Genomic DNA, 16,649 nt, shown 5'->3' on the forward strand with positions numbered 1-16,649 from the left:
AAACAGACCCGGCTGGGTAGACCAGTCCACAGCATGGCACATCGCTTCCGTTAGGGCCTAGCGGCGAGCTGTCCGAAGGCGGGGGTAAACCGGAAGCGCTCGACCGCTGATCAAAACGGCGGTTTTGACCCAAAGCGGCCCGGCAGTCAGCGATGGACCGCATGGGCGAGCCTCGCTTCTACAGCCCAGTTTATTTATCATCCCCGCCGGTCATCGAGCAGCGCGTTATCGTTTGCGTTGTTTATAAGCTCGGCCGCTTTATCAGGAGGGGCGTTCCTAGTGCTTCCCAATCGATCACCGGAATCGGATCATCCCGAGTGCCAAGCCGCGCGGCATGCAATCTTCGCACACCAGCAGCCTTTAAGGCCTTGAGTAGCTCGCTTGTGCAAAAGAGCGAATGCGAGTGCTGCAATGGCCGCCAAATCTGAAGGCCGCCGACCAACTCCGGATCGACATAGACTGGCGGTGTCTGTGGATGTTGAGCAGATCGTTCATGCAACCATGCCTCAAGAGGCGTCAATTCCTCACCGGTTATTGAGTGTTTGAGTGGCGCAGGGCGTTGCTTGCCCATGCGTTCGAAATCGAAGCAATCGACGATGTTCAGGACGTTCATGAGGTACCATTCGCCGGCGACCGGCTCATCGTCAGGCCAACGCATTGCGAACGGTCGGAACTCCGCTTCGCCCGGCGCAACGCCTTCGACGACAGATTTGAATGTCGCGGTGACAATTGGCACTTCGCCGGAAGCGTGCACCCATGTCGGGGATCGCGTTCGGACGCTTGTGGAACCCGAACTGCCCCGATGACGGCATCGGCTCGCCGTACAGCGCTTGGAGGCCGGCGAAACATATCGCGGTCGTGAGGGGCGCGTAGAGTTTGTCGTCTGTCAATAAACCAACGGTGGCAGCCCCCGCCCAGCTTGGCGAAATCTCGAAGAACCGTTTGCGTGCCCTGGCCATGCTGACCTTCAGAAGAATTTTGTAGCGGCTTGGTCACGCGCGGTGCTTCGAGCGTGTCTATTGATCCGTGCGAGATGTTTCCGCGTCTATTCGTGGAGTTTGACATCGTCGCGACAGTCAGAAATTGAGCGCATTGCGCTGGCGCCGAGATACTTCGGAGAGTCTCGCTAAGGCCGGTTATGTCGTCACGAATGACGGCTATTGGCCCGTCTCCGGCATACATCGATGTCCGCTATTACGCCGTTATTGGCAGAGAAGCGGACATCAGGCGCACCGGAGGCGAGCGCTCCGACCCGGGCAGGATGCGATCTCAGACGTGCCTACTCGTCGTCTTCGTCCTCGTCGTCATCCTCGTCTTCGTCGTCCTCTTCCACCTGCACGAGGGTGGCCAGCGGCAGCGTCTCGCGGAACAGATCGCCCTCCATGCCCATCCAGAGGCACAGCACCTCGTCCTCCTTCACCTCCGCGACGGTCAGCGGCTGGCCGCCGGATTTCAGCATCACGACATCGCCGGCTTTCAAGTCCATGGATTGTCCTCCGAGTTGATCGACCCGGATGTGCTAGCAGGCGGTCATGACACGCCGATCACGCAAGGCCGGCGCCGGCGAAACTTCGCCGCCCCGTGGATCGGACTCAGCTGCGCTCGTTCGGCTGTATCGGCAGGCATTCGTTGCTGAAAAGGCCCACAGCATCGCGAACGACCGGAACATGACAGAAGAAACCGGTCGGACGGTATCGAACCCGAATGCGGTCGAGCTGGGCCATCGTCAGTGTCATGAAGGCATCGAGCCGACGCGCCTGAAGCTGCAGCCTTTGTTCGGGGCTGTTCCGCGGCGTCGTGGCGTCCTGCTTGCGATCGTTGGGGCTATCGCCGCTCGACGCCGGTGCCTGCAACGCGTTCGGCTGGCTGCGGAATGCATCGAAGCAATGGTGCATCACCAGAACGTGGTGCTTGGCGCTCCACCAGTTGATGGCAATAACCTTCTGCAAATGGTTGATCGTCCCGTCCGGGTTCCTGGCACAGAGATTGACGTAGGACTTCAGCCCATCGGCCGTCGGGTCGTTGCAGAGTTCCTCGCTTGGGCGCCCCGGATCGCCGCCGTTGTAGATTGCCCCCTTGAACTGCGGCTGATTGGCGTCGGCGTCGCAATCGAAATTGTACTTCGCAAGCATTGTGGCCGTCAGAGGATCCTGATCCAGCGTGTGCTCCGCAGCTGCGTCGCGGCCCATATCACTGGGCCAATCGATGTAGATCTCCGCCTTCCGTGCGAAGATGGCGCCGTTCCGCCGCAGGGATGTGCGTGCTTTCAGATAATCCGACAGCGGTTCGAGCGTCTTCGCGTCCACCGGTATGAAGGCGGGACTTGCTTGCGCCTTCAGCGAACCGAACTGTTCGCGCAGCATGGTCTCCTGCTGCGTCTGCACTTCGGCGAACGCGTTTGAGATTTCAAGAAAGGTGTCCGTGGCCTTTTGCATGTCGGCCTTGGCCTGGTCACCGACCTTCTGCTCATAGGAGTTCAGATACTGGAAGTATCCACCCAGGAAGCCGGTCAGCAGGGTGACGGCCGTCAGTCCCTTGGTGACCGACAGGCGGCTGTCCCAGGATTGAATTCTCTGCCACACGCCCGGTGCGTCGGCCGCGGGTTGTGCGCGCGCTGCTTCCTTCGGCAGGTCCTGCTCCATGATCGCCTCCAACTCACTCCACGCCCCGTGGAGAAAGGGTAGCGCAATCCCGGATTGCGGACTGTGAAGCACTTCACTTCAAGTAAGGCAGGGGAGTTGCCGAAATCCCGCTCGGCAAAGGCCCGCCGATCGGATGCGGCCCGCGCAGAAGCCTGTCCTTCGCAAGACCTGCGACGATGGCATTATGCCCCTGTTTTGCCCGACGCGTCAAACGGATTTCGTAAAATCAGCAAGCGCTTGATTTTGCAGCGGCCGGCTACTGTGCATGGGGTTGTTTTCGCCGTTTTTGTTTTTGAGCACAGCATACGGCGGACTGCATGGTTCGAGACGCCCGCTTTGGCGGGCTCCTCACATGAGGGTCTGATATCTCGCCGCAAGACGCGACCTCATCCTGAGGGCCCGCCGGAGGCGGGCGTTTCGAAGGATGGCCACAGGCGCGCTTCCCGATAAGCGTTACGGCTGGTCCGGCACGAGTTCGGTCAGCGAGCGGATGATGCGGTCGGGCCTGACCGTCGAGCCCTCGGGCAGGCCGTCGCCATGCACGTCGATCCAGATCGAGTAGATGCCGAGGCGCTGCGGCGTCACGACTTCCCATTCCAGATTGTCGCCGATCATCCAGGTATCCTTGGCGGTGACGCCGAGCGCGTCCATCGCGTGCAGATAGGCGCGCTCCTCGGGCTTGCCGAAACCATGCTCGCCCTCGATCTGGATGTGGTGGAAGCGGTGCGCCAGCTCGAAGCGCTCGACCTTGGCGCGCTGGGTGTCGGCGGCGCCGTTGGTCACCAGCGCGAGCTTGATGCCGAGCGCCTTCAAACTGTCGATCGCGTCATGCGCGCCGGGGAAGACGAACATCTCCTCCTCGCGATAGGCGGTGAAGCGGTCGGCGATGCGAATGGCGAGGTCGTCGGGCAGGGCGCGGTGGCCGGCGGCGGCAAGCGCGGCGAAGCCGCCCTTGACCGTGAGGTGCCGGGCCTCGGCGAGCTTGAGCCGCCAGGCGGCCTCCGCGTTGGCCCAGAAGTTTCGCGCGAACGCCAGCACCGCGGTCGCGACCTCTCGCGGCGGCAGCGGCGCAAGCTCCTCGGCAAACTCGTTCGCGATCGTGTTCCAGGCGATCTCGGGGCGGCCATAGGCCGACAGGATGGTGTCGTCCATGTCGATCAGCATGGCGCGGGGGAGCGGCCTCATGACGGACTTCGGCATGGTCATGGCCATTTCACTTCCGGCGGCAGCGACGACAGGATCGAATCCACATTGCCGCCGGTCTTGAGCCCGAAGATGGTGCCGCGGTCGTAGAGCAGGTTGAACTCGACATAGCGGCCGCGCCGGATCAATTGCTCCTCGCGGTCGGCAGCGGTCCAGGCGCTCGCGAAATTGCGCCGCACGATGTCGGGATAGATCTTCAGGAAGGCGCGGCCGACATCCTGGGTGAAGGCGAGGTCGGCGTCCCAGTCGCCGCTGTCGTGCCAGTCGTAGAAGATGCCGCCGATGCCGCGGGCTTCCTTCCGGTGCGGCAGGTAGAAATACTCGTCGCACCACGTCTTGTACTTGTCGTAGTCGGCAACGCCGTTCGGCTGCACGCAGGCCTCTTTCATCGCGGCGTGGAAGGCGATGCTGTCGGCATCCTCCTGCGTGCGCCGTCGCTCCAGCACCGGCGTCAGGTCGGCGCCGCCGCCGAACCAGGCTTTTGTGGTGACGACGAAGCGCGTGTTCATGTGCACGGCGGGCACGTTCGGATTGCGCATGTGTGCGATCAGCGAGATGCCGGAGGCCCAGAATTTCGGGTCTTCCGCGGCGCCGGGAATCTGGGCGCGAAACTCGGGGGCGAATTCGCCATGCACGGTCGAGCAATGCACGCCGACCTTCTCGAACAGGCGGCCGTGCATCATCGACATCACCCCGCCGCCGCCGGCGGCGCCGCTGTGATCGGTGCGCTGCCAGGGCGTGCGCTTGAAGCGGCCGGCTTTGCCCGGATAGAGGCCTTGCGGCGCGTCATCCTCCAGCCGCTCGAAGCTCGCGCAGATGTCGTCGCGCAAGCGCTCGAACCAGCTTCGTGCGCGGGCCTTGCGGTCTTCGATCGTCGAAACGTCCATTTGCATTCCCGGTCGCGTAAGGTGGGCAAAGGCGCCCTTGCGCCGTGCCCGCCATCTGTCAACGTTGTCTTGAATGGCGGGCACGCTTCCGCTTTGCCCACCTACGAAGTCTAGCCTTGCGGACCGTAATAGGTGCAGCTCTCGTTGCAACTGTCGCGGTGGATGCTGACGCGGGTGAGCTTGCCGATATGCTGCAATCGGTCCCAGACGAAGCGCGAGAGATTTTCCAGCGTCGGCGTGCCCAGCGCCTCGATCTTGTTGAGATATTTGTGGTCCAGCGTCAGTCGCACGTCCTCGATGGCGCGCTGGAGGAGGCCGAGATCGACCACCATGCCGGTCGCAGGGTCCGGCGTGCCGCGCACTGTGACCTCGGCGCGGAAGGAGTGGCCGTGGATCTCCTCGCTCGCCGCGCCGAACGTCGTGCCCGTCAGTGAATGCGCCGCCTCGAAGCGGAACGATTTCGTCAATTCCCACATCTGTCCGAAAACCAATCCTATCTGATGCCGAGCGATTTATGCGTCTGCACGCTGAGCCGCCATTGCGGATGGCGCAGGCAGTAGTCGATCGCACGCGCGGTGTTCTGGGCGACCTCGGGCCCGTCCATCGGTTGCAGCGAGAAGCGCTCGAAGGGGAGATCCGCGAAGGTCTCCGGCGCAGCCAGCGGCTGCGGGTAGACCAGCTTCAGCTCGTGGCCCTGCCGCAGCACGAGCTCGCTGCCGCCCTTGGGGCTGACGCAGATCCAGTCGAGCCCCTTGGGCGGCTCGATCGTACCGTTGGTCTCGACCCCGATCTCGAAGCCGCGTGCGTGCAGCGCCTCGATCAGGGCGTCGTCGACCTGGAGCAGCGGCTCGCCGCCGGTGAGCACCACATAGCGGTTGTCGGCCGATCCCGTCCATTGGGCGGCGATGGTGCCCGCGAGTTCCGCGGCCGAGGCATAGCGGCCACCGAGGGTGCCGTCGGTGCCGACGAAATCCGTGTCGCAGAATTTGCAGGTCGCGCCCGCGCGGTCGGCCTCGCGGCCGCTCCAGAGGTTGCAGCCGGCAAAGCGGCAGAACACGGACGCGCGCCCGACATGGGCGCCTTCGCCTTGCAGGGTCAGGAAGATCTCCTTGACCGCGTAACTCAATCGTCTCTCCTCAAACTTGCGGGTTCCGGATCTGCCGCAGCGCCTCGCCTGCGGCCATCGCCACGCTCATCGCCACATTGAGCGACCGCAGCCCCGGCGTGATCGGAATCACCAGCCGCGCATCCGCGGCCTCGACCACCGCGTCGGTGACACCGGCGCTCTCGCGTCCGAATAGCAGGATGTCCGACGTCTGGTAATGGAAATCGCGGTAGTCGGTGGCGGCTTTGGTGGTGAACAGCAGCAGGCGGTAGCCTTGTGCCGCGCGCCAGTCCTCGAATTTCACCCAGGAGTCGTGCCTGACGATGCTGACATGGTCGAGGTAGTCCATTCCCGCCCGGCGGAACAGCCGGTCGGAGACGGGAAATCCCGCCGGTTCGATGATATGGGCGGCCATGCCGAGGCAGGCGCAGAGCCTGAGAATCGTGCCGGTGTTCTGCGGAATGTCGGGCTGGAAAAGAGCTATCTGCATGGGCGGCGGCGGCTTGGTTGCGGGCGGAAAATGTCTCAATAAAACATCGCTCGCCCGGGAATTCGTGCATTGCACGCTTCCCCGCCGTTAGCGGGCTTGCGCTCGCCCGGCAAGGGTGCCAATAGAACGATTCTGGACTGCTGTTTTCCCCGTTTGGGCGTGAGCAAGCAAAGTTCTGCCGCCGCGGGGGGCCGCGGGCGCCGGCAGCCTTCCGGGGACCTCATGGGCGCCCCCTGGAGCGGTTCCTCCGGTCGCATAAGAAGAAAGGGTTGGAATCGTGACGACAGCGTCTTCGGCGGACCATCCGACACGCCGTGATTTCTTATTCGTTGCAACCGGGGCAGCTGCAGCAGTAGGGGGCGCGGCTGCGCTCTGGCCCTTCATCTCCCAAATGAATCCGGATGCCTCGACCATCGCCGCCGGGGCGCCGATCGAGGTCGATCTCAGCCCGATCGCCGAGGGCCAGGACATCAAGGTGTTCTGGCGCGGCAAGCCGATCTACATCAGCCACCGCACCAAGAAGCAGATCGACGAGGCGCGCGCCGTCAATGTGGCGAGCCTTCCCGATCCGCAGACCGACGAGGCCCGGGTCAAGTCCGGCCACGAGCAGTGGCTGGTCGTGATCGGCATCTGCACCCATCTCGGCTGCATCCCGATCGCTCATGAGGGCAACTACGACGGGTTCTTCTGCCCCTGCCATGGGTCGCAGTACGACTCGTCCGGCCGCGTCCGCCAGGGGCCCGCGCCCGCGAACCTGCCGGTGCCGCCCTACCAGTTCGTTTCCGACACCAAAATCCAGATCGGCTGAGCTTCGGACCTCCGTCCGAAGCCTCGCGCCATCTCGTCGTTATATTTCCTCAGGATCGCATCATGAGCGGACCATCCGACTACCAGCCGAGCAATCCGGCCCTGCAATGGATCGAGCGGCGCCTGCCGATCATTGGTCTCATCCATTCCTCCTTCGTCGCCTATCCCACCCCGCGCAACCTGAACTACTGGTGGACCTTCGGCGCCATCCTCTCCTTCATGCTGGGGATGCAGATCCTGACCGGCGTGATCCTGGCGATGCACTACACGCCGCATGCCGATCTCGCCTTCAAGTCGGTCGAGCTGATCGTCCGTGACGTCAACTTCGGCTGGCTGCTGCGCAACATGCACGCTGTCGGCGCGTCGATGTTCTTTGTCGCCGTCTACGTCCATATGTTCCGCGGCCTTTACTACGGGTCGTACAAGGAGCCGCGCGAGGTGCTGTGGATCCTCGGCGTCATCATCTACCTCCTGATGATGGCGACCGGCTTCATGGGCTACGTGCTGCCCTGGGGCCAGATGAGCTTCTGGGGCGCCACCGTCATCACCAACCTGTTCTCCGCCATTCCCTATGTCGGCGAGAGCATCGTGACGCTCTTGTGGGGCGGCTATTCGGTCGGCAACCCGACGCTGAACCGCTTCTTCTCGCTGCACTACCTCTTGCCGTTCCTGATCGCGGGCGTCGTCGTGCTGCACGTCTGGGCGCTGCACGTCGCCGGCCAGAACAATCCCGATGGCGTCGAGCCGAAGACGGAAAAGGACACGGTGCCGTTCACGCCGCATGCGACCATCAAGGACATGTTCGGCGTCGCCTGCTTCCTGCTGCTGTACGCCTGGTTCATCTTCTACATGCCGAACTATCTCGGCGACGCCGACAACTACATCCCGGCGAACCCGGGCGTGACGCCGCCGCACATCGTGCCGGAATGGTATTACCTGCCGTTCTACGCGATCCTGCGCTCGATCCCGAACAAGCTCGCGGGGGTCATCGCGATGTTCGGAGCGATCATCATCCTGTGCTTCCTGCCCTGGCTCGACAGCGCCAGGACGAGATCGTCGAAGTACCGTCCGCTCGCCAAGCAGTTCTTCTGGATCTTCGTGGTGGTCTGCGTGCTGCTGGGCTATCTCGGCGCACAGCCGCCGGAAGGCATCTACGTCGTTGCCGGCCGGGTCCTGACGTTCTGCTACTTCGCCTACTTCCTGATCGTGCTGCCGCTGCTCTCGCGCATCGAGACGCCGCGGCCGGTGCCGAATTCGATCTCGGAGGCGGTGCTGGCCAAGACCGGAAGCAAGGCGACGCCGATGGTGTCGACCGCGATCGTGCTGGCGCTCGCCGGTTCGTTGTTCGCAGGCTCGATCGACAGCGCGAAAGCGTCCGAAGGCAGCGACACCCCGCCGGGCATCAAATGGTCGTTCTCCGGCCCTTTCGGCACGTTTGACCGCGGCGCGCTCCAGCGTGGCCTGAAGGTCTACAAGGAGGTCTGCGCCAGCTGCCACGGCCTGTCCTACATCGCCTTCCGCAACCTGTCGGAGCCCGGCGGCCCCAGCTATTCCGTTGCGCAGGCGGCGGCGTTCGCGTCGGAATACAAGGTCAAGGACGGTCCGAACGATGCCGGTGACATGTTCGAGCGTCCGGGCCGGCCGGCGGACTATTTCCCCTCGCCATTCCCGAACGAGCAGGCAGCGCGTGCCGCGAACGGCGGTGCGGCGCCGCCCGACCTGTCCCTGATCACCAAGGCGCGCTCCTACAAGCGCGGTTTCCCCTGGTTCATCATCGACTTCTTCACCCAATACCAGGAGCAGGGTCCGGATTACGTCGCGGCCATGCTTCAGGGGTTCGAGGACAAGGTGCCTGAAGGCGTGACCATCCCGGAAGGCTCCTACTTCAACAGGTACTTCCCGGGCCACGCCATCAAGATGCCGAAGCCGCTCAGCGACGGCCAGGTGACCTATGACGACGGCTCGCCGACCACGGTGGCGCAGTACGCCAAGGACGTCACCACGTTCCTGATGTGGACCGCCGAGCCGCATATGGAAGCGCGCAAGCGCCTCGGCTTCCAGGTGTTCGTGTTCCTGATCATCTTCGCCTTCCTGATGTACTTCACCAAGAAGAAAGTCTGGGCCGACTCGCACTGAGCGGTGTGAGGCGAGACGAGAATGAAGAAGCCCCCGCGAGGGGGCTTTTTTGTTGCATTGCCATTCCGCGATCGATGCTGACGCTTCGCCCCGGAATGACGTGAGTGTGGATTGCGCCGCGCGCTGCCAGCGGCCAAAATACCTCCAACCGCTCCCCCAGAAACCTGTCGGAGGACACCATGGGAACCACCATCACCTTCAAGCGCCCGGACGGCAAGGACGCATCGGGCTATCTCGCCAATGCCGCGCGCGGCAATGCGCCGGGCGTGGTCGTGATCCAGGAATGGTGGGGACTGTCGGACCAGATCAAGGGCCTGTGCGACCGCTTTGCGCTCGCCGGCTTCGATGCGCTGGCGCCCGATCTCTACAAGGGCAAGGTGGTGCCGTATCACGACACCGAGAGCGCCAACAAGGAGATGAATTCGCTCGACTTCATGGATGCCACCACGCAGACCGTGCGCGGCGCCACGCAATATCTGTCACGCAACGGCGCCAAGGTCGGCCTGACCGGCTTCTGCCTCGGCGGCGCCGTCACCATCATAGGTGCGACGAAGATCCCGGAGCTCGCGGCCGGCGTCGTGTTCTACGGCATCCCGCCGGAGCAGGCGGCCAAGCCCGCCGACGTCAAGATTCCGCTCCAGGCCCATTTCGCCAACAAGGACGATTGGTGCACGCCGGAGCTGGTCGACGGCTTCGAGAAGGCCATGAAGACCGCCGGCAAGTCGCTCGAGCTGTTCCGCTATGACGCCGAGCACGCCTTCGTCAACGAGCAGCGTCAGGCCGTGCACGACCGCGAAGCCGCCGAGCTCGCCTGGGGCAGGGCGACGGAGTTTTTCCGCAAGCATCTGGGGTAGAGCTGAAGCCGTGTAGCCCGGATGGAGCGAAGCGTAATCCGGGGTTGTTTCGTCATGGCACGAACCCGGATTGCGCTGCGCTCCATCCGGGCTACGGCTCCGGCGCCACCCTTGACGCCGTCCCCGCACCATGGTGAGTATCCGTCCCATGAGCACCGCCGTCCGCCCAGCCCGTCTTTGGTGGCGCACCTCCTAAAGAGGTGGCCGGTGCGATTTCCCTTTCCCAAATCGTCGAAGGTCGCCAGCACAGCGCGGCGGCCTGATCGTTTGTCCTGTGTGGCGTTCCCTCGGCAAGTTTCGTAAGAGGAGCCCATGAACAGGACCGTCTTTGCCCTCCCGGCCAGAAGCGACTATGTGACCCGCGCGGGTCTTTCGATCACGCGCGTGGCCGAGCAGTTTACCGGCGGCGCCAGCCGGCTCGACGATCTCATCAGCCTGCTCGACCGCCGCCGCGGTGTGGTGCTGTCCTCGGGCACGACCGTGCCCGGGCGCTACGAGAGCTTCGACCTCGGCTTCTCCGACCCGCCGCTCAAGCTCGAGACCGTCGGCGTCAACTTCAAGCTGGAAGCGCTCAACGAGCGCGGGCAGGTGCTGATCGCCTTCCTCGGCGACGTCCTGCGCGAGCCCTGCGTCGTGATCTCCGAGAAGACGGCCACGCGCCTGGCTGGCCACATCATCCGCGGCGACGCTCCGGTCGAGGAGGACCAGCGCACCCGGCGCGCCAGCGTGATGTCGCTGGTGCGCGATCTCGTCGCCGCCTTCTCCGCCAATGACGACGGGCTGCTCGGCCTGTTCGGCGCCTTCGCTTACGACCTCGTGTTCCAGATCGAGGACCTCGTGCAGAAGCGCCCGCGCGAGCAGGACCAGCGCGACATCGTGCTCTATGTCCCCGATCGCCTGCTCGCCTATGACCGCGCCACCGGCCGCGGCGTGGTGCTCGCTTACGACTTCGCCTGGAACGGCAAGTCCACCGATGGCCTGCCGCGCGAGACGGCCGACAGCCCCTATCTCAAGACGCCTCGCCAGGGCTTTGCCGATCACGCGCCCGGCGAATATCAGGCCACGGTCGAGACCGCGCGCGCGGCCTTCGCCCGCGGCGACCTCTTTGAAGCCGTGCCGGGGCAGCTCTTCGCCGAACCTTGCGAACGTTCACCGGCGGAAGTGTTCCAGCGGCTCTGCGTCATCAACCCGTCGCCCTATGGCGCGCTGATGAATCTCGGAGAAGGAGAGTTTCTCGTTTCTGCTTCGCCCGAAATGTTCGTGCGTTCGGACGGACGCCGCGTCGAGACCTGCCCGATCTCGGGTACGATCGCGCGCGGCCTTGATGCGATCGGCGATGCCGAGCAGATCCGCCAGCTCCTGAACTCGGAGAAGGACGAGTTCGAGCTCAACATGTGCACCGACGTCGACCGCAACGACAAGGCGCGCGTCTGCGTGCCCGGCACGATCAAGGTGCTGGCGCGCCGCCAGATCGAGACCTACTCGAAGCTCTTCCACACCGTGGATCACGTCGAGGGCATGCTGCGTCCCGGCTTCGACGCGCTCGATGCCTTTCTCACCCATGCCTGGGCCGTCACCGTGACCGGTGCGCCAAAGCTCTGGGCGATGCAGTTCGTCGAAGATCACGAGCGCTCGCCGCGGCGCTGGTATGCCGGCGCGATCGGCGCGGTGAATTTCGACGGCAGCATCAACACCGGCCTCACCATCCGCACCATCCGCATGAAGGATGGTCTGGCCGAGGTGCGCGTCGGCGCCACCTGCCTGTTCGACTCGGATCCCGCCGCGGAAGACCGCGAATGCCAAGTCAAGGCCGCGGCGCTGTTCCAGGCCTTGCGCGGCGACCCGCCAAAACCGCTCTCGACCTTCGCGCCCGATGCGACCGGCTCGGGCAAGCAGGTGCTGCTGATCGACCACGACGACAGCTTCGTGCACATGCTCGCCGATTATTTCCGCCAGGTCGGCGCCAGCGTCACCGTGGTCCGCTATGTGCATGCGCTCGACATGCTCAAGCAGAAGAGGTGGGACTTGCTGGTGCTCTCGCCCGGTCCCGGGCGCCCCGAGGATTTCGGGATCAAGAAGACCATCGACGCGGCGCTGGAGAAGAAGCTGCCGGTGTTCGGCGTCTGCCTCGGTGTGCAGGCGATCGGCGAATATTTCGGCGGCGAACTCGGCCAGCTCACCCATCCCGCCCACGGCCGGCCCTCGCGGGTGCAGGTGCGCGGCGGACGCTTGATGCGCAATCTGCCGAACGAGATCATCATCGGCCGCTACCATTCGCTCTATGTCGAGCGCGACAGCATGCCCGAGGTGTTGAACGTCACCGCCAGCACCGAGGACGGCGTCGCGATGGCGCTGGAGCACAAGACCCTGCCGGTCGCCGGCGTGCAATTCCATCCGGAATCGCTGATGTCGCTCGGTGGCGAGGTGGGCTTGAGGATTGTCGAGAACGCGTTCCGGCTGGATGCTGGGACGAATTGAGTGCATGTTTCATGCTCGTCATTCCGGGGCGATGCGCAGCATCGAACCCGGAATCTCGAGATTCCGGGTTCGGCTCTTCGAGCCGCCCCGGAATGACAGCCACATGGGATACAAATGACCTTTGACCACGACCTGAAGGCGAGCGTCCGCACCATTCCCGACTATCCCAAGCCGGGCATCATGTTCCGCGACATCACGACCTTGCTCGCGGATGCGCGCGCGTTCCGCCGCGCGGTGGACGAGCTCGTCAATCCCTGGGCCGGCAACAAGATCGACAAGGTCGCCGGCATGGAGGCGCGGGGCTTCATCATCGGCGGCGCGGTGGCGCACCAGCTCTCGGCGGGCTTCGTGCCGATCCGCAAGAAAGGCAAGCTGCCGCACACCACCGTGCGCATTGCCTATTCGCTCGAATACGGCATCGACGAGATGGAGATGCATGTCGACGCGATCCAGCCCGGCGAGCGCGTGATCCTGGTCGACGACCTCATCGCCACCGGCGGCACCGCGGAGGGTGCAGTGAAACTGCTGCGCCAGATCGGCGCCAATGTCGTCGCTGCCTGCTTCATCATCGACCTGCCCGAGCTCGGCGGCGCCGCCAAGCTGCGCGCCATGGACGTGCCGGTGCGCACGCTGATGACGTTCGAGGGGCATTGAGCGCCTCTCAGATCACCTCGGCCCTCAGCTCCGCCAGCCAATGCAGCATGCGCTCCTTCAGAAGCGCATTCCTCACATAGTCCGTCTCGTCCTCTTCCAGTCGCTCGCACTCGGCGAATGAGAGGCCCTTTTAACCATGCACGTTCCAGGCTGCCTGCAGGCTGCGGCAGAGATGGCCGCCTTGGCGCAGGGTGAACCAGATGCGGTTCTGGACCTTTTCGAGGTTGAGGGCCTGCCCGACCCAGGCCTCGCCCGTATCAGCGCAGCGGATTGCGTAGATGCCGGCAAAGACCTTGCGCTCCTTGTAGGCGGCGATCGCGGCTTTTCGGTCGGTGCTCACGGGGAAGGTCCTCGGCAGGATGCTGCTGTCGCCGGACCTCATACAGCCAAGTCAGCCGCCGGTCAATATTATCCGGGTAAAATTATCTACCGCTGCAGGATCAGGCTCAGCTCGAGCTCGCGGAAGGCGAGGTAATTGCGCCGGGTCCACTGGTGCAGCTCGGTCGAGGCGTCCTTCTCCTGGCGCAGGTAGCCGGTGAAGGAGAAGTTCAGCCGGTCGATATAGGTCTTGAGGAAGCCGGGCAGCGCGGGCAGGCGGAACAGTCGGCCGCCTTCCATCGCGCGCGGCAGCTCGCCGCGCACGACGTACTCGTTGTCCACCGTGATCAGGTTCATCCGCGGAATCTGCCCGCGCAGCATCTCGTGGGCGCGGGCCGAGACGCGGTCGGTGTCGGCGACGAACAGGATCTGCGGTGCGACATGCCGGCGCGCGGCCTCCTTGAGCAGGCCGATCTCGTCGGTCATCTTGAAGAACTCGTCGAAGGCGTGGAAGCCGAGGTCGATCACCTTGGCAAGTCCGTCATCGACGATGACGCGGTCCATCAGCTGCATCTTGCCGTAGGTGTCGATCACGTCCGCGGTCTCGGTGATCTTCGGCAGATAGTCGACCAGCGACGGCTCCTTCAGATTGACGTCGAAGGCTGCGACGTTGCCGTTCTTGAGCAGCAGGAATTCGCTCAAGAGCCGCGCCAGCAGGGTCTTGCCGACCTGCGGGCGGGGCGAACAGATGATGTAGACGGGCGTTGCGGGCATCACGAACTATTATCTGAGCGAACTCGCCGCCCAATCCAGCCGTATCGGCCCGGCCTCCGCAACTATTTTTCGCTGTTGCGGGTCACGGGCTTCGAGCCGACGATGTCGGTCAGCCGGATCCGGTCGAATTCGCTCCAGACGTTGGCCAGCCAGTGCCGGACATAGCCGCGCAGCACGAACGAATAGTTCGCGGCATCGTCGCTGATGCCCTTGTTGGCGACGAATTTGAGGAACGGGACGGAGGAGACCTCGACCTGCTCATAGGCCATTTCGTTGAGCTTGGGGATCGTCAGCTCGGTCGCGTCCTTGATGCGATGGAAGTACGAATTATAGGTCGACTGGTCCCACTGGAAGAACTGCGTGTCGTTGATGAAGTTCTTGACCAGGAAATATTTCGCGCCGGTCATGAAGCCCGCGGTCTCGGCGATCTCCTCCAGCGAGGCGATCGAGGGGCCGAGGATGTGGAACACGGCGAAGGTGATCTGGCCGGCCTTGGCGGCGTCGAGGAAGCCGATGTCGCGCAGCGAGGCCAGCGCCGGCGAGAGCAGGCCGGCGCGGACGTCGATCACGGTCACCGACGGGCTCACTGCGTTGAGCGTGTCGAAGATCTTCATCTGGTCGGCCGTCGTCGTCATGTCGACGATCTCGGTGATGTCGGGGTGGAAGCGCTTCAGGGTTCCGCGCGGCGACTCCGTGTCGAAGGCGCGCGTCGGTACGTTGTTGGCGGAAAAATAATCGAGCAAGGTGCGCGATACCGTGGTCTTGCCGACCCCGCCCTTGTCCGCGCCCACCACAACCACTGCCGGCTTTGCCATTGCTGTCCCCTAACGCGCGCCCCCGATCGCGAGGTCGCAATCGGCCGGGCCCCAAATCGATGTCCCAAGAAGGTCCCAAGTCTGCTGTTGGGCGCGAACATGGCAGAAAGAAGGGAGAATTCAAATCCTCGGCATGTAGTTGGGCGATTCCCTGGGTTTTTCCCGATCGCGGTCAAACCTGCCGCGCGCGGCAGGACATCAGGCGCTCAATGACGGCCCCAGGGACCCATGGGGTTGCCCATCGGGTTGGCGGCCGCGGTTCCGGAGGAGCTGGGTGCGGACACGGGCGGCGGGCTGGCCGAGCCATCTGCATCGTCGCACGGGCCATGGCGCAGAGGCGGCGGGGCGTCCTGCTGTTCGACCTGCGCCGTCGGCTCGTCGGTCTCCTCGGCGGGGTCCGGCAGCCGACCGGGATCATGGCCGCCGGCAAATTTGACCAGCGCGTCGACGCGGGACTGCACCGACGGGTGGGTCGCGAACAGATCGGCAAAGCCCTCGCGCGGATTGTCGACGCAGAGCTCCATCACCGCCGAGGTCGCGCCCGGCAGCTCGCCGCGGCCCTCGATCTTGCGCAGGGCCGAGATCATGGCATCGGGGTCTTTCGTCAGCTCCACGGAGCCTGCGTCGGCGAGAAATTCGCGCGAGCGCGACAGTGCAAGCTTCACCACCTGCGACATCAGCCAGGCCACCACGATCAGCACGACCGCGATGATGATGACGATGACCGCGCCGCCGCCGGAGCTCTTGCTGTCGCTCGATGACGAGGACGATCGCGACGACGAGGAGGAACCCGAGGACCATGAGCCGCCGGAGCCGGAGCTCCAGTTGAGGCTCGTGAACAGGCGGAAGAACAATTCGCCGAAGAAGCCGACCACGCCGGCGATGATGACGGCGACCACCATGAGCTGCACGTCGCCGTTCTTGATGTGGGTCAGCTCGTGGCCCAGCACCGCCTCGATCTCCTTGTCGTTCAGCGCGTCGAGGAGACCCGTGGTGACGGTGACCGAATATTGCCGCGGGTTGAGGCCGGTCGCGAACGCGTTCAGCGCCGGGCTCTCCATGATCTTCAGCTTCGGCATGGTGATGCCGCGCGAGATGCAGAGGTTTTCGAGCAGATTGTAGAGCCGCGGCTGCTCCTGCCGGGTGACGTCGTGACCGCCGGTCACCGCGTCGATCATCGACTGGTGAAAGAAGTACGCGATCACGACCCAGACCGCTGCCACGACCGTCGCAACCGGCGCGGCGACCTTCAGATCATGGAAGGCGTGGCTCAGATAATAGGCGACCGTGCCGTTGCCGTTGATGACGACTTCGGCGACCAGCGCGCCGGCATAGACCACCACATAGACCAGCGCGAACAGGCCGGCGAGCAGCAGCATCGAACGAAGCTTGTTCGAGGCGATGTGCGTGTAGAGACCGTATGCGGCCATGGCGCGCCTTCGTCAAAGTCCGTCGTTCCGGGGCGCGCCGAAGGCGTGAACCCGGA

At 64.1% G+C, this 16,649-nt stretch carries 16 protein-coding genes and 1 pseudogene; 5 read left to right on the forward strand and 12 right to left on the reverse strand.

All coding sequences use genetic code 11. The features are described 5' to 3' along the window. Positions 1–241: 241 nt before the first annotated feature. From GPL20_RS13585 to GPL20_RS13620, 8 genes are all read right to left on the reverse strand, one after another. Positions 242–754, reverse strand: a complete 513-nt coding sequence (locus tag GPL20_RS13585; RefSeq protein WP_157329983.1) for an imm11 family protein — start codon at positions 752–754, stop codon at positions 242–244. 525 nt (positions 755–1,279) lie between these two features. Further along, a complete protein-coding gene (locus GPL20_RS13590) occupies positions 1,280–1,486 on the reverse strand; it encodes a YodC family protein (RefSeq protein ID WP_157329984.1) in 207 nt (68 codons plus the stop codon). A gap of 106 nt (positions 1,487–1,592) precedes the next feature. Next, on the reverse strand, positions 1,593–2,642 hold the full coding sequence (locus tag GPL20_RS13595) for a hypothetical protein (protein ID WP_157329985.1): 1,050 nt from the start codon (positions 2,640–2,642) through the stop codon (positions 1,593–1,595). Positions 2,643–3,095: 453 nt separating this feature from the next. Further along, the gene (locus GPL20_RS13600) at positions 3,096–3,842 is read right to left on the reverse strand and encodes an HAD family hydrolase (RefSeq protein ID WP_373568250.1); all 747 of its coding nucleotides are present in this window, start codon (positions 3,840–3,842) and stop codon (positions 3,096–3,098) included. Positions 3,843–3,844: 2 nt separating this feature from the next. Continuing rightward, the gene (gene hemF / locus GPL20_RS13605) at positions 3,845–4,732 is read right to left on the reverse strand and encodes an oxygen-dependent coproporphyrinogen oxidase (protein WP_167533012.1); all 888 of its coding nucleotides are present in this window, start codon (positions 4,730–4,732) and stop codon (positions 3,845–3,847) included. A gap of 110 nt (positions 4,733–4,842) precedes the next feature. Next, positions 4,843–5,208, reverse strand: coding sequence for a 6-pyruvoyl trahydropterin synthase family protein (locus tag GPL20_RS13610; RefSeq protein WP_157329988.1), 366 nt, complete (start codon positions 5,206–5,208; stop codon positions 4,843–4,845). A gap of 17 nt (positions 5,209–5,225) precedes the next feature. After that, on the reverse strand, positions 5,226–5,858 hold the full coding sequence (queE, locus tag GPL20_RS13615; RefSeq protein WP_157329989.1) for a 7-carboxy-7-deazaguanine synthase: 633 nt from the start codon (positions 5,856–5,858) through the stop codon (positions 5,226–5,228). Positions 5,859–5,868: 10 nt separating this feature from the next. Then, complete coding sequence (locus GPL20_RS13620) at positions 5,869–6,327, reverse strand: tRNA (cytidine(34)-2'-O)-methyltransferase (protein WP_157329990.1); 459 nt, start codon at positions 6,325–6,327, stop codon at positions 5,869–5,871. A gap of 277 nt (positions 6,328–6,604) precedes the next feature. On the opposite strand from GPL20_RS13620, the gene petA reads away from it, so the two are divergent. The 5 genes from petA to GPL20_RS13645 all read left to right on the forward strand — a co-directional run bounded on the left by petA (position 6,605) and on the right by GPL20_RS13645 (position 13,256). Continuing rightward, complete coding sequence (gene petA / locus GPL20_RS13625) at positions 6,605–7,135, forward strand: ubiquinol-cytochrome c reductase iron-sulfur subunit (protein ID WP_254125760.1); 531 nt, start codon at positions 6,605–6,607, stop codon at positions 7,133–7,135. Between the two features lie 62 nt (positions 7,136–7,197). Further along, a complete protein-coding gene (fbcH, locus tag GPL20_RS13630; protein WP_157329991.1) occupies positions 7,198–9,270 on the forward strand; it encodes a cytochrome b/c1 in 2,073 nt (690 codons plus the stop codon). A gap of 179 nt (positions 9,271–9,449) precedes the next feature. Beyond that, positions 9,450–10,124: a dienelactone hydrolase family protein gene (locus tag GPL20_RS13635; protein ID WP_157329992.1), complete on the forward strand. Its 675-nt coding sequence runs from the start codon at positions 9,450–9,452 to the stop codon at positions 10,122–10,124. A gap of 312 nt (positions 10,125–10,436) precedes the next feature. Further along, entirely contained in the window at positions 10,437–12,602 is a 2,166-nt protein-coding gene (locus GPL20_RS13640) for an anthranilate synthase component I (protein WP_157329993.1), read from the forward strand. A 114-nt stretch (positions 12,603–12,716) separates the two neighbouring features. Continuing rightward, positions 12,717–13,256 (forward strand): adenine phosphoribosyltransferase, encoded by a 540-nt coding sequence (locus GPL20_RS13645; protein WP_011085277.1) that lies wholly within the window; start codon positions 12,717–12,719, stop codon positions 13,254–13,256. A gap of 7 nt (positions 13,257–13,263) precedes the next feature. Here GPL20_RS13645 and GPL20_RS13650 read toward each other — a convergent pair. The 4 genes and pseudogenes from GPL20_RS13650 to GPL20_RS13665 all read right to left on the reverse strand — a co-directional run bounded on the left by GPL20_RS13650 (position 13,264) and on the right by GPL20_RS13665 (position 16,593). After that, positions 13,264–13,596, reverse strand: a pseudogene (locus tag GPL20_RS13650) (GIY-YIG nuclease family protein). Positions 13,597–13,682: 86 nt separating this feature from the next. Further along, positions 13,683–14,348, reverse strand: a complete 666-nt coding sequence (locus GPL20_RS13655) for a hypothetical protein (RefSeq protein WP_157329994.1) — start codon at positions 14,346–14,348, stop codon at positions 13,683–13,685. A gap of 62 nt (positions 14,349–14,410) precedes the next feature. Then, positions 14,411–15,163 (reverse strand): P-loop NTPase family protein, encoded by a 753-nt coding sequence (locus GPL20_RS13660; protein WP_157329995.1) that lies wholly within the window; start codon positions 15,161–15,163, stop codon positions 14,411–14,413. Positions 15,164–15,369: 206 nt separating this feature from the next. Then, positions 15,370–16,593 (reverse strand): M48 family metallopeptidase, encoded by a 1,224-nt coding sequence (locus tag GPL20_RS13665; RefSeq protein ID WP_157329996.1) that lies wholly within the window; start codon positions 16,591–16,593, stop codon positions 15,370–15,372. Positions 16,594–16,649 lie beyond the last annotated feature (56 nt).

It is taken from the genome of Bradyrhizobium cajani, assembly GCF_009759665.1.
Classification (GTDB): Bacteria; Pseudomonadota; Alphaproteobacteria; order Rhizobiales; family Xanthobacteraceae; genus Bradyrhizobium; species Bradyrhizobium cajani.

What these genes read in the sequence shown, in the direction of transcription:
- GPL20_RS13600 (WP_373568250.1), bottom strand. Translation starts at nt 3,842, where the DNA reads ATGCCGAAGTCCGTCATGAGGCCGCTCCCCCGCGCCATGCTGATCGAC.
- fbcH (WP_157329991.1), top strand. Translation starts at nt 7,198, where the DNA reads ATGAGCGGACCATCCGACTACCAGCCGAGCAATCCGGCCCTGCAATGG.
- GPL20_RS13620 (WP_157329990.1), bottom strand. Translation starts at nt 6,327, where the DNA reads ATGCAGATAGCTCTTTTCCAGCCCGACATTCCGCAGAACACCGGCACG.
- hemF (WP_167533012.1), bottom strand. Translation starts at nt 4,732, where the DNA reads ATGGACGTTTCGACGATCGAAGACCGCAAGGCCCGCGCACGAAGCTGG.
- GPL20_RS13645 (WP_011085277.1), top strand. Translation starts at nt 12,717, where the DNA reads ATGACCTTTGACCACGACCTGAAGGCGAGCGTCCGCACCATTCCCGAC.
- GPL20_RS13640 (WP_157329993.1), top strand. Translation starts at nt 10,437, where the DNA reads ATGAACAGGACCGTCTTTGCCCTCCCGGCCAGAAGCGACTATGTGACC.
- GPL20_RS13665 (WP_157329996.1), bottom strand. Translation starts at nt 16,593, where the DNA reads ATGGCCGCATACGGTCTCTACACGCACATCGCCTCGAACAAGCTTCGT.
- GPL20_RS13595 (WP_157329985.1), bottom strand. Translation starts at nt 2,642, where the DNA reads ATGGAGCAGGACCTGCCGAAGGAAGCAGCGCGCGCACAACCCGCGGCC.
- GPL20_RS13655 (WP_157329994.1), bottom strand. Translation starts at nt 14,348, where the DNA reads ATGCCCGCAACGCCCGTCTACATCATCTGTTCGCCCCGCCCGCAGGTC.
- GPL20_RS13590 (WP_157329984.1), bottom strand. Translation starts at nt 1,486, where the DNA reads ATGGACTTGAAAGCCGGCGATGTCGTGATGCTGAAATCCGGCGGCCAG.
- GPL20_RS13635 (WP_157329992.1), top strand. Translation starts at nt 9,450, where the DNA reads ATGGGAACCACCATCACCTTCAAGCGCCCGGACGGCAAGGACGCATCG.
- GPL20_RS13660 (WP_157329995.1), bottom strand. Translation starts at nt 15,163, where the DNA reads ATGGCAAAGCCGGCAGTGGTTGTGGTGGGCGCGGACAAGGGCGGGGTC.
- GPL20_RS13610 (WP_157329988.1), bottom strand. Translation starts at nt 5,208, where the DNA reads ATGTGGGAATTGACGAAATCGTTCCGCTTCGAGGCGGCGCATTCACTG.